The following is an 11994-nucleotide window of genomic DNA, read 5'->3' on the forward strand; positions in this document are numbered from 1 at the left end:
ATGCAAATTGTTTTTCTTGGAACTAGCTCAGGAGCCCCTACCACTAAGCGGAATGTATCGGGTATCGGACTTCGTCTCATGGATAGAGGCACGTGGTGGCTCATTGATTGCGGGGAAGGTACGCAACACCAAATCATGCGTTCTGTGCTAAATATTTCGCAGTTGGAAAATATATTTATTACGCATTTGCATGGCGATCATTTATACGGATTAATCGGGATGCTTGCCAGTCGTTCTCTAAGAGGGGCTGATACAGGTGGAATAACGCTATATGGTCCAAAAGGCATTGATGAATATGTACAGGCTATTATGCGTATTAGTCCAGTTCATTTACAGTATCCCCTTATCATTAAAGTGGTGGAGGAAGGAATTATTTACGAGGATGATACCATTGTTGTAGAAGCGGCAAAGGTAAAGCATCGTGTTCCAGCTTTTGCCTATTCGATGACGGAGAAGCCCCGTCCTGGTGCGTTTAAGATTGAATTGGCAAAAGAAGCGGGTATTCCAAAAGGACCGATGTATGCTCAGCTTAAAGCTGGAGGGAGTATTCAATTAGAGGATGGCAGGGTTTTTCATGGTAAAGACTTTGTGAACCCACCTCAGCCAGGTCTTAAGGTCGCATTTAGTGGAGATACTGTACCTTGTCAAAATATGGTGCGTTTAGCCCAAGGAGCAGATATGCTCGTGCATGAATCTACTTATGTACATCAGCATTTAGAATTAGCTGAACGAAGTGGTCATTCAACTGCTAAACAAGCAGCGGAAATCGCTGTTGCAGCAGAAGTAAAAGGCTTGTTGCTTACGCATTTGAGCCCGCGTTATGATATTGAGGATGGATCGATTACTCTTGATGATATGCTACAGGAAGCGGAGGAGGTTTTTCCAAACACACAGATTGCCCAGGATCTTGGTGTTTATGAAGTGAAAAGAACGCGTTTGTTGTAACTTATATGGTAATAAGCATCAGTCAAACCCTTGGAACACAAAAAGTGATACAAGGGTTTTTTCTAATTTGTGAAGCCTTCCTAGCTGAGAAAAGACCTTATTTTTGATTGGTAATGATTATCATTTTAGGTATAATTATGGTGAATGAATCCTTTCAAAGAATGCTTTAAAAGGGGGTAACAAAGATGAAGGTGCCCATAGATTTCACAGTGCAAACGGAAGCTCAGTTGCGAAAAGTAGTAGGTTCTCCGTCTGAGGCTTTAATGGGAAAAAAATTACCCACATTAGAGGAGCAAAGCCGCTACTTCATTCAGCATTCGTCCATTGTATGTGCCACAACGAAGCAAAAGAATGGTCTCTTACATGCGTCTATGTTCGGTGGGGAGAAAGGCTTTGTCCGTTCCATTGCTGAGAATAGTTTGCTTATTCCAATAAAAGAAGATGGGGACTACATGCGCATGATTGAAAATATCAATGCGAATCCATTCATCGGGCTATTATTTTTTGTACAAGGAGTGAGTGAAACCCTACGAGTCAATGGTAGAGCCAGCATTGTTAGAGAAAAAGAATTACTGACCGTTCATTTTCCAACAGATCAGCAGCTAGTAGCAGCGATACAGGTAGAGGTCGAGGAGTGTTTTTTACATTGTGCCAAAGCCTTTTTTCGCTCTAAGCTGTGGGATTCTACAACCTATCTGCCTAATTATCATGCGGAGATGCCTTCAACAGGTGACCTCTTCCTTCGACAGACTATCCTAAACGAACAAATGCAATCGTTTATGAAGTACTCTCCATTTATTTGTCTCGGCTCCAGTCAAATGGAGGGGGGAGCTGATATATCGCCCAAGGGTGATCCAGCAGGGTTTGTACAAATAGTAGACGAACAAACCATTTTAATTCCTGATCGTCCCGGGAACAAAATTTGCGATAATTTTCAAAATATACTTATTAATCCGTATATATGCGTTCTCTTTTTTGTTCCGGGTGTGGATCAGATCCTCAGTATTCAAGGCAAAGCATCTATTGTAAAAGAAGCAAAATTATTAGAACCTTTATCAATAGAAGGCAAATGCCCAGCGTTAGGCATATGGATAGAGATTGAAGAAGTGACCTTGTCTTACTCTCAAGCAATGGTGAATGCTGGATTATGGAATCCAGCCAATCAAATAGATCGAAAGACGACGTTCCCTACGATGGGAGAGATGGTGATGAAACAACTAGCCCATTCTAAATATATAAAAGGGATGAGTGCCAAAGCTTTTGATGACATGGCAAACCAAGAGTACAAGCAGCGTTTATATTAAATGTAAATGAGTAAGATGGCTGTAAAAGCCCGAATCCTACAATTCGGGCTTTTCTGTTTCAATCGTTTAGATACATGCTCTATAAAGCGGTGTAACATTGAACTTACTTACATACCTCTCCTTTATACGCCACTTTTCTTAAAGTTCCATAAGTAACCCTCTTATAAGGATAGAGTAATCCAGTATAACCGTCCTTACTATATTTTACAGGACTAGTTTCTTTCATAAATAATGGATATGTAATCCAGTAATTGTCTTCTATTCTGCATGTTGATGAATTTTCCTGAGAGCTAGTGTTCGCCATAGCTTCGGTAGGGGCTATACTTGATGACGTGAAAAAGGCAGCAAGTAGAGTCACAAAGATAAGTGGATTTTTACATTTTTTCATTCCAGATTCTCCTTTTCGTATGATAAAGTTTATTTCATTTGAATGTACAATATATTTCCGATAAAGTAAATAATTGGTGTGATTAAATAAACGAGAGTAAGCAGGTTTATCGATGTATCGCAATTTTAGACGTTTTGTTCAAACGTTTTGGTTTGAAATTAACCAATACAATGCTTCCGGTAATCAAGACAAGTCCAGCGATCAGGTTAATTGTCACCTTCTCATTGAGGAAAAGTACGCTAATAATGACGGAGATGAGTGGAATGAGAAAGGTAAAAGCCCCCACCTTGCTGGCTTCGATTGTAGCGAGTAGTTTAAAATAAACAAGCCAGCCTAATGCAATGACGAAAATTGATATAAAAAGAGTAACAACGATAAACAAAGTATTCCAAGCAATGTCAGACCAGCTTTCAACAGCTGAACCTGAACCCAGCATAACGATACCACCAAATGTAATCTGTATTGCCGTCATCCAAATAGAATCTACCTGTGCTGCTGTTTTTTTCATATAGACCGTCCCAAAGGCCCAACTGAAGGAAGAGGCGATGGCGAGCATAATCCCCCAGATTGACATGCTTCCAGTAAACCCATCGGTGGTTAACGAGACAACTCCGAAAAATCCTAACAAGAGACCGAGGATTTTTAATCCGTACATTGATTCTCCAAGCCAAAGCCAGGAAAAAATACCGAGTAGTACAGGCTGAAGAAATACGATAGCCGAGAATAGTCCAGCTGGCATGTACTGTAATCCTATGGTTTGAAAGCCATAGTAGAGAATAATGTTCAAAACGGAGGCAATGAGATAGATATGCCATGTTCCTTTTAAGTGAAGCTGTTTGCGTTGTAATATTGCAAAGGAAATTAAAATAAGGCCACCGATAAATGTCCTCAAGCCAGCGAACAGTAATGGTGGTGTATAGGTTAATGCGTATTTGGAAAGTGGCCAGTTAACGCCCCACATAAGAACCAAAAATGTGAGATATAGAGCCGGCTTTATACGAGATTGTTGAAGCATGTGAGTTCACTCCTTGTCTTGGTGTCACAGTACATGATAAAATGATTTTTTGTATAAATAAAATGAATGTTTTTTATAGGGGGCATATCGTTTTTGTTATGACACATTCACAAATAGAGTTATTCGTCAAAATTGCTGATACTGGAAGTTTCACCAAAGCAGGACTAGAATTAAATATGACGCAGCCTGCCGTCAGCCGTGCCATCTCTACACTGGAATCGGAGCTGGATGTGACTCTTCTAATTCGTGATCGGAAAAACGGTATTATGCTTACCGATGTAGGAAAACGAATTCTAGTATTGTTTCGGGACATTTTACAGTCCTTTGAAAAAGTACACCAAGAAATTGCTAGTGAAAAAGGTCTTGAAATTGGCACGATACGGGTTGGAGCATTCCCGGTGGCGTCTGCTCACTTTTTACCCAAAATGATTAAAGTCATGACCGAAAAATATCCCCAGTTGGAATTTGTGATTTACGAAGGAACCATCGATGAGATTAAAGAGTGGCTAGAAACCCGAGTGGTGGATATTGGTTTGATTATTCCACCAGACGATGAATTTGAAACGATCCCTTTATTTCGAGAGAGAATGTACGCCGTGATAAGAGACGACCACCCTTTTCAAAATCGTTCGGTCATCTCTGTCAAAGATTTGGGTAGCGAGTCGTTGATTAGCTGTAAATCAGGCTATGAGCCGCCCATTGTTGATTTGTTTAATAGAGCACGAGTAGATTTGAATATCAGATTTGTTGTGAAAAACGTAAACACAGCGCTAAGTATGGTACAAGAAGGTCTGGGAATCGCAGTGCTGTCGCAATTATCGCTTTGGGCGCTTCCACCTAATGTTCTCAAACGAGAACTGGAGCCAGAAGCATTTAGAGAGATCCGTTTGGCAGTTCCTTCGTTGAAAGAGTCTTCCATCGCTGTTCAAATGTTTATCCACACGGCACGTGAGCTCTTTTCTGGAGATCATTAATACATGGGATTGGGCGTTTCAAATCATCCATTCCCAAATGCTTCATCAAAATGTTCAAAAGTAAGCTTACTAGTTACAAAACAAAGGAGTGAGGAAAAACTAGCCTCACTCCTTTTGTTACATAACATGTAGAAAAGGAAAATCTTCTCCTAATGTTCAGCTGTTTTTATTGCAATAGAATCAGGTTATTTTTGGAATAATAGTTCGAATTATAGTGTTTTAAAAAAATTTGAAAAAATGTAAGAGGGGTCTCTCTAATTTTTCGTTATATATAAATGAACAGACAAAAAGGTAAGAGCTGCGCAGCCCCTTTTTGGAATGGGAGGATAGTAAATGCAGGAAGATGAGGAGATAATTGAGCAAATCTTACAGGGTAACAAAGAAATTTATGCTCAAATTATTCACAAGTATAAGGGTAAGGTGGCTTCTATCCTTAAGAAAATGTTAGGTCATTCATCGAATATACAAGACATTGTTCAAGAGATTTTTATTAAAGCATACTACCATTTGCCAGAATATCAATCACAACAAAAATTTTCAGCATGGCTTTATCGTATCTCCATTAATCGTGGACTAGACGAGGTACGCAAGCGAAAAAGAACACCGTCCGTTATTGACCTAACCTTTGAAATAATGGATAGTTATACACCCGAAAAAGCCTATTTGGACAAGGAGCAGAAAGAGTTTTTACAGCACCTTTTATTACGGGTTGATGACGAGTATCGAATCATAATTGAGATGCACTATATTCAAGATTTAAGCTACAAAGAAATAAGTGAAAAGTTATGTGTATCGATGAGTACAGTAAGAATGCGTCTTTCTTATGCGAGAAAAAAGGTAAAGGATGAATTTATTCGGATGAACAAAAGGGGGGAGTTTATTTATGAAGTGCCTGAGCCAACAACAGCTGATAGCATACATGCACGATAAACTTCCTACAACGAAGAGAGAGCAACTAGAAAAACATCTGGATCATTGTAGTGATTGCCAAAAACAGCTAGAGCAATTTGTTAATGAATTGGATAGCTTTGGTGATGACGGATGGACAGATGATTCGTTTTCAGAAATGTTTGAACAAGACATCATAAGTAAAATCCACCCTTATCCGGTAAGTGTATTAAAGCAATCAGTCCCACATAAGTTGTCCCAAAAAATGAATTGGAAAAAAAGGAGTATAGACATAATGAAAAAAATGACGATAACAGTAGCTGGATTGGCATTGGTTGTATCTTTAGGAACGCTTGTTTCTCCTACTTTTGCTACCTATGTAAATGGATTATATAACGGTAAAACAGATATTGGTTTACATGTCATTTCGACGAAAAACAGCTTATTTTCTGACTACAAGAATGCTGATGAAGGCCTTATACATGCTATACAAAAAGGATATTCAAAACGTCTTGATTTGTCTGTTACAGATCAAGGGCTTACTTTTGAAGTAAAAGAGGTTCTAGCAGATCCATTGCGAATTACCATGATTCTTGGTGTGAAGGATAGTAAGGGAAATCGCTTAGATATAAGTAAGTTGTATGATGAAGAGGAAATTAGCCTGAAGGATAAAAAGGGAAATGTATTGAAGCCGAATCAGGATCTCGCTAATAATCCCCTTTATGAGAAGGAGTCAGATTTTTGGGCCCATGATATAAATGGTGATTATATCGTGCTAGAGCGAGCACTATTCGATTTTTATGGGAAAGAAAAAGCTCTACCAGATGAAATGAACGTTGAACTCAATGTGAAGAAACTAGGCGAAACGAATGGGAACTGGAAAATACAGATTCCAATTGATATGAAAAAGGCCAAGGAGGCGACAAAAACGAAAAAGATTAATCAGGAATATACCAGTCCTCAGGGATTAAAGATTAGTTTAAAAGAGGTCGTATTTGCTCCAAGTGGTACTCAGCTTATTATGGAGACAACCGCCAAGGGGGCAGATAAGGAGTTTACCTATGAGCTTGTTGATGAACAAGGAAAGAATATGGCTGCATGGGAAAGTCCTTACTTCAGAGGAGCTCCTCCTGTTGATGAGCCTATTTCTTATGGAAGTAGAAGTAGTAATAAAAATGTAATTGATTCTCTCACAAAGAGTATCGATTTAGCAGAAGGATCAGAGAGATGGTTCCATACCTTTACCCCTACTTCAGAGAAAATGTCTTTTAAGCTTACCTCTTTAATTCTTAATGAAGTAGCCGATTTCCAGGCAAAATTGAACATAGAGAAGCTACAAAAAGAACCTATAAAAGTTGAGGGGCAAGGGAATCTATTCCGTTTTACAAAGTTTAATCAAGACGAAAAAGCAGCGAAGGGAGGAAGTAGTATTGACTTTGAAGCTGTTTTCTCCCAAGACGTTCCTTCCCAAGAGGTCATAAAAGTGAGTGGATGGAAAATTAAGGATGAAACTGGAAAACGAATAATTGGGGTTTTCCACTCTGGAAAGACAACGATTACTCCAGAAGGTAATGTGCAATTACAAGGGAAGCTGATATTTAATAATGAAGGCAAACTTCCGAAAGAGCTTACCATTACCTATGATAAAGTGTTAAAACAAGACCACAACGTACAGTGGGAAGTACCTATTCATCTAGAGAAAAAATGATTAGCCTTACAATGAAAGGTACGAAAATATATGTCAAGCTATCCGATTAGGATGGCTTTTTTTCTTTAAGAAGCAATACTTCAGCAAATGGGTCAACACTTTTTTTAAGTACCCCTTTACTACTCCAAGCATAATGTATAGGCAAAAGTAACAAAAACAAGAAGCAGGTGACCCAAAATGTACGAAGGTCTAAGAGAGAACCCGTTTTCTCCAGTAGGTGATCTTGAAAATGTGCCATGCCTATACCCTCATCAGCACTTCTATTATCCTTACCCAAGTGATTTTCCATATTCTTCTCCTATCACCTTTGTTTTAGTTCACGGTTCATGGGGTGACTGTAGCTATTGGTATAATACAGCGGAGGAACTATATAAGATGGGTAACACAGTGTACACTCCAAATTTACCAGGACATGGGGGAGATACGAATAAATCGGTAACTCACGATGATTATGTGAGGTCCGTCATTGATTTCATAGAGGAAAGAAATTTGTGTAATTTTGTTCTTGTCGGGCACAGCTTTGGGGGAACAGTGATCTCTAAAGTGGCAGAACAGATTCCCAAGCGAATCAGACGACTGGTGTTTATGGATGCGTTCGTTGTACGTAACGGCTATAGTGTTGCGGACGAAATACCACCGGAAGGAAAGGCCCTTTGGGAGGAGCTTGCAAGAGAATCACCTGACAATACGATCATGCTACCTTTCCAAAACTGGCGGGAAACGTTTATGAATACAGCTGATCTTGAACTGGCTTCGGAGATTTATCAGACTGTTACTCCAGAACCAGCAGGGCCACTATTTCAGAAGCTGGATCTTTCCGTATTCTATAGTCTTTCTATTCCTAAAAGCTACTATTACCTCACGGAGGATACGGCGCTTCCACAAGGAGAGCAGTACGGATGGCATCCACACATGTCCAGTCGGCTTGGATTGTTTCGGTTAATAAAATCAAAAGGGGATCATATGACCTCTTTTTATGTCCTACCGTCTATGATTGCCAAAAATCTGGTTAGAGCGGGCAGAGATTAATAAGAATGGTGCAATCAACAATGATAGAGACTCAGCAAACACCCTGTACATCCCAGTAATTGGGTGACTTCAAATTCTTCTATGATGTCTCTAATAGACGTAGAAGGAATTAGTTGATAATGTTTTGGCCCGGGGTTGTTGTAGACTACAGATATCAAATATTGCTACTTCTCTTGATCGGCTTATTCCAGTTCTTAAGGAGTAAGTCTTTTTGTATGTAAAAAAGTTTTACTTCCTCTGTAAGATTTTCGTTACTTTTTGAATAGTAAGGGTAGAAGGCGTTCTTTTTCTTATACACCTTCTCCTCTTTACCAACGCTCTATTTAATGCCATAATGTCGCCATACAGTGTCAATAACAGACAGGAGTGAATGTAGATAATGAAACGCCTTACTTTTCAAACCCCAGCTGAGCTTGCCGATTATGGACGTGAACATGAGGTAGCGATCACTGTGGAATTTCGTGATGAAAATGGGAAACAACGTCAAGTTATTTTATCTGATGAGCGTTTAGCTGAAATAGGGGAGTATTTAGCCAAACCAAATGCTATGGCTTATTTTAAAGAGGAGAAAATCTTCTATGAAGTAATTGCAGAGTGGCTTCGAGCCTGATAAGACCAACACGAGGAATCCTCAATACGCCGGATTAACGAATAGAATATTTATACAATCTGTTAAACCATATATAGAAGAAAAATGTCATAAACCCATGATTCCTTACATATAAAGGTTTCATGGGTATTTTTGATATTATGTTCTTTTAGGTAATTCAGTTAGTATGTTGAACAAAAATGGCGTTTAAAAACACACAGCTTTATACATATTTCCTTACACAATTGATCAGCTGACCTATTTACAGTTCTAGCATCGCAATATCACCGGTGTATTTCTGTCGACTCAAAGTCCTGCTGAACACGAAACCAAATGTTTAGGTCATTGATTGTACTAGCTAACTCAGCAATTTCAGAATTAAGCTCACACGAGCGTTCAAAATTATCTTCCTGATACAGCTCAGCTTGTTTTTGGTTAATAACAGCTTCAAGAGCGATGACACGATCTGGTATTCTGGAACGAATCTCTTCCCATTTTATCAAGATATCGGCTCGCTCAAAAGGATCGTATTCTTCCCATTCCAGATAGAGAAAGGGAAGGGGAATACCTAGCCGCTCCTCACGTTTAAATTCATAACGTACCACGTATCTGACTCCCTTCAGCAAAGCATGCTATAATTATCGTATACGAAAAAGAGCAAAGAATATAGAGCCATGCTACATAAAACTGCAAAAATAGAAAAGCTGATGTATGCAAGATACAGTCATATGAAAGGAATATGATATGAATCAAAAGCCTAGAGTCTTAATTGATGCAGATGCTTGTCCAAAAAAGGCTCTCCAGATAGCAGTAGAGCTATGTCAAAAAAACGGCTATGAGCTGATCACCTTCGCTAGCTATAACCATCAATTTCAACATGATAATCATGTGGTTGTTGATGCAGGCTCGCAAGCAGTGGATATTCGTTTAACGAATGAAGCGAAAGCAGGAGATATTGTGGTGACCCAGGATATTGGTTTGGGAGCTATGGTAATGGGAAAGGGTGCAAAATCCCTGACGCCACATGGTAAAGTTTTTACTTCAGATAGCATTGCGTTTGATTTAGAAGTACGTAATGAAAAGGCGCGATTCCGGCGGGGTGGTGGACGGACAAAAGGACCACATGCTAGAACTCCAATAGACGACCAACATTTTCAGGATGCACTGATGTACCTGATGCAAGAGGGAGGGGAATAGTGATGGAAAACGATAGAATGCAAGACCCCTCGCCCTTTTATAGCAGGTTTTCACTTATGTTAGCAGCTGTTTTGTTTGTTGCTTTCTTTTGGATAACCTATATTGTTATTGGGCTTGGTTCTAATGTAATGGATGAATGGGGCATCATGATGAGTAAAGAAGTACGAAATCCCCACTTAACCATTATTATGCATGCTATCACTCAATTGGGAGATGTGTACATTTTAGTGATTGTTGTTGTCTTATTTGTTACTGGCTGGTGGAAAAAACATCGAGTAGAATCCTTGTTTTTTTTAGGCACGCTTGCTCTTGGTTTTTTAGGTAAAGAAATTTTTAAAAGAACGATTATGCGTGAGCGACCTATTGATGTAAATTTGATCGATCTGCCTTCCTCATGGTCCTTTCCCAGTGGACATACGACCTTTAGTACTTTATTTTTTGGAATGGGAGCCTATCTATTATGGAAGCATCAACGTGGGAGTACGAACACATGGATTTGGCCGATGATAGGTATTGCAATTCCTTTGTTGGTTGGATGTAGCCGAATTTATTTAGGGGTTCATTTTTTCAGTGATGTTGTCGCAGCTTGGTTATATTCAGCTGGATGTATTCTTGTATCAGCCTATTTGTATGAAAGAAGACAGATACGAGGTGTGAGCAATCAATAAAAAGAGTAGCAAAACAGACTCTATTGACATATTAATGGGAAAGATGGTACGGTAAAGATGAATTGTTATATTTATCTGACTATTCCTCGGTAGCTCAATAGTGGAACACCCGGCTGTTAACCGGTAGGCTGGCGGTTCAAGTCCATCCTGAGGATCCATGCTCCTGTAGCTCAGTCGGTAGAGCGTTTCCATGGTAAGGAAGAGGTCGCAGGTTCGATTCCTGTCGGGAGCACTCCTTTTTTCGTTTCTATATTGATGAGGCGTGACCTAGCGGGGGAGCGTCTCTTTTTATTGAGGAAAATTTTCTTTTTAACAGTTTCAACTTTGCTTTTTTCTGGAAAAAAACAAAAACTGTGTTACAATGATATGCATAAACACTTATATTGACATTGGTATGCATCAGTATGCAAAAGAGTTGCTGTTTTGGGGACTACACGACAGTAGTGTAATCAGTTCTTCAAATAACTTTTTATATGGCGAAACCTTTTACCTGCTTGATCGTATACCTTACTTGTCAGTCGAAAAGAGAGGGGAATTTATACTATTATGAAACGAAACAAGCTGTTGATGGTCTTAATGGCATTAGCTCTAATGTTTACGACCGTTGGAATAAACGCTCATGAAGTAGACGCAAAACGCGGTGGTGGATACAAATCTGGTTCGAAGTCATTCCAACCTACACAAAGTACCACTACTCCCAAATCTAATGCAAAGCAAGATCAAAACGTAAATAGCAAAACGAACACTACTACCCCAGCGGCAAGTACTGCTAGCAAAAGCGGCGGTTTCATGAAAGGGTTGTTGTTTGGTGGATTGGCAGGTATGTTGTTTGGTGGTCTCCTAGGTCACCTAGGCGGTTTTGGAGCGTTTGCTGCCGCATTATTGAATATCCTGATTTTAGTAGGGATTATCTTGTTGGTGGTTCGTCTCTTCCAAATGGTACGAAATAATAAAAATAATAATAAATATAAGGAACAGGAAAACCGATGGAAACAATAAGACTATTAGAACAAGATCTTATTAATGCAATCTGTCTTTACATTGCTGAAAAAAGAGAGGTCGAACCTTTTCAAGTAAATGTTGAACTGATGTGGGATGAGGAATATGGTTATTCTGCAGAAGTGAATGCGAACGGACGTGAACAGGTGCTGATTGAGGCCAACATGCTAGAGGCCCTGCGCAAGTATTTACGTGACCAAATGGAATTAGATCCATTTTCGGCTCGAATTCAGCTAGATATTGATGATGAAGAGGGCATGATTGCTCTTGTTTCTTATAATTCATAACTA

At 39.4% G+C, this 11994-nt stretch carries 15 protein-coding genes and 1 tRNA gene; 12 read left to right on the forward strand and 4 right to left on the reverse strand.

Annotated elements, in window-relative coordinates:
- Entirely contained in the window at window positions 1-945 is a 945-nt protein-coding gene (gene rnz / locus BrL25_RS18380; protein WP_018672087.1) for a ribonuclease Z, read from the forward strand.
- Window positions 946-1130: 185 nt separating this feature from the next.
- Window positions 1131-2249, forward strand: a complete 1119-nt coding sequence (locus BrL25_RS18385; RefSeq protein ID WP_018672088.1) for a pyridoxamine 5'-phosphate oxidase family protein — start codon at window positions 1131-1133, stop codon at window positions 2247-2249.
- Window positions 2250-2352: 103 nt separating this feature from the next.
- On the opposite strand, the gene BrL25_RS18390 is transcribed toward BrL25_RS18385, so the two are convergent.
- Together BrL25_RS18390 and BrL25_RS18395 are read right to left on the reverse strand one after the other, a co-directional pair.
- Complete coding sequence (locus BrL25_RS18390; RefSeq protein WP_018672089.1) at window positions 2353-2637, reverse strand: hypothetical protein; 285 nt, start codon at window positions 2635-2637, stop codon at window positions 2353-2355.
- 106 nt (window positions 2638-2743) lie between these two features.
- The gene (locus BrL25_RS18395; RefSeq protein ID WP_018672090.1) at window positions 2744-3652 is read right to left on the reverse strand and encodes a DMT family transporter; all 909 of its coding nucleotides are present in this window, start codon (window positions 3650-3652) and stop codon (window positions 2744-2746) included.
- A gap of 98 nt (window positions 3653-3750) precedes the next feature.
- Between BrL25_RS18395 and BrL25_RS18400 the strand changes: the two genes are divergently transcribed.
- From BrL25_RS18400 to BrL25_RS18410, 3 genes are all read left to right on the forward strand, one after another.
- Window positions 3751-4626: a LysR family transcriptional regulator gene (locus BrL25_RS18400; RefSeq protein ID WP_018672091.1), complete on the forward strand. Its 876-nt coding sequence runs from the start codon at window positions 3751-3753 to the stop codon at window positions 4624-4626.
- Between the two features lie 333 nt (window positions 4627-4959).
- Window positions 4960-5556, forward strand: coding sequence for an RNA polymerase sigma factor (locus BrL25_RS18405; RefSeq protein WP_018672092.1), 597 nt, complete (start codon window positions 4960-4962; stop codon window positions 5554-5556).
- Window positions 5510-7222: a DUF4179 domain-containing protein gene (locus tag BrL25_RS18410; RefSeq protein WP_018672093.1), complete on the forward strand. Its 1713-nt coding sequence runs from the start codon at window positions 5510-5512 to the stop codon at window positions 7220-7222. Before BrL25_RS18405 ends, BrL25_RS18410 begins: the two co-directional genes overlap by 47 nt.
- A gap of 46 nt (window positions 7223-7268) precedes the next feature.
- Here the strand turns inward: BrL25_RS18410 and BrL25_RS25270 are convergent, their stop codons facing one another.
- Window positions 7269-7511, reverse strand: a complete 243-nt coding sequence (locus BrL25_RS25270) for a hypothetical protein (RefSeq protein WP_018672094.1) — start codon at window positions 7509-7511, stop codon at window positions 7269-7271.
- Here BrL25_RS25270 and BrL25_RS18415 point away from each other — a divergent pair.
- Both BrL25_RS18415 and BrL25_RS18420 read left to right on the forward strand, forming a co-directional pair.
- Window positions 7400-8251 (forward strand): alpha/beta hydrolase, encoded by an 852-nt coding sequence (locus tag BrL25_RS18415; protein WP_026315203.1) that lies wholly within the window; start codon window positions 7400-7402, stop codon window positions 8249-8251. The genes BrL25_RS25270 and BrL25_RS18415 overlap by 112 nt on opposite strands.
- A 379-nt stretch (window positions 8252-8630) precedes the next feature.
- The gene (locus BrL25_RS18420; protein WP_018672097.1) at window positions 8631-8861 is read left to right on the forward strand and encodes a hypothetical protein; all 231 of its coding nucleotides are present in this window, start codon (window positions 8631-8633) and stop codon (window positions 8859-8861) included.
- Between the two features lie 263 nt (window positions 8862-9124).
- On the opposite strand, the gene BrL25_RS18425 is transcribed toward BrL25_RS18420, so the two are convergent.
- Window positions 9125-9445 carry a hypothetical protein gene (locus BrL25_RS18425; RefSeq protein ID WP_018672098.1) on the reverse strand — a complete coding sequence of 107 codons (321 nt, stop codon included), beginning with the start codon at window positions 9443-9445 and terminating at the stop codon, window positions 9125-9127.
- A 139-nt stretch (window positions 9446-9584) separates the two neighbouring features.
- On the opposite strand from BrL25_RS18425, the gene BrL25_RS18430 reads away from it, so the two are divergent.
- The 5 genes from BrL25_RS18430 (at window position 9585) to BrL25_RS18455 (ending at window position 11991) form a co-directional block, all read left to right on the forward strand.
- Window positions 9585-10037: a YaiI/YqxD family protein gene (locus tag BrL25_RS18430; protein WP_018672099.1), complete on the forward strand. Its 453-nt coding sequence runs from the start codon at window positions 9585-9587 to the stop codon at window positions 10035-10037.
- Between the two features lie 2 nt (window positions 10038-10039).
- On the forward strand, window positions 10040-10705 hold the full coding sequence (locus BrL25_RS18435; RefSeq protein ID WP_018672100.1) for a phosphatase PAP2 family protein: 666 nt from the start codon (window positions 10040-10042) through the stop codon (window positions 10703-10705).
- A gap of 159 nt (window positions 10706-10864) precedes the next feature.
- Window positions 10865-10937 (forward strand) — tRNA-Thr (locus tag BrL25_RS18440).
- 314 nt (window positions 10938-11251) lie between these two features.
- On the forward strand, window positions 11252-11704 hold the full coding sequence (locus BrL25_RS18450; RefSeq protein WP_018672101.1) for a hypothetical protein: 453 nt from the start codon (window positions 11252-11254) through the stop codon (window positions 11702-11704).
- Window positions 11692-11991, forward strand: a complete 300-nt coding sequence (locus BrL25_RS18455) for a YxcD family protein (protein ID WP_018672102.1) — start codon at window positions 11692-11694, stop codon at window positions 11989-11991. The genes BrL25_RS18450 and BrL25_RS18455 overlap by 13 nt, the downstream gene beginning before the upstream one ends.
- The last annotated feature ends 3 nt before the right edge of the window (window positions 11992-11994 follow it).

It is taken from the genome of Brevibacillus laterosporus DSM 25 (genome assembly GCF_002706795.1).
Lineage (GTDB): Bacteria > Bacillota > Bacilli > Brevibacillales > Brevibacillaceae > Brevibacillus_B > Brevibacillus_B laterosporus.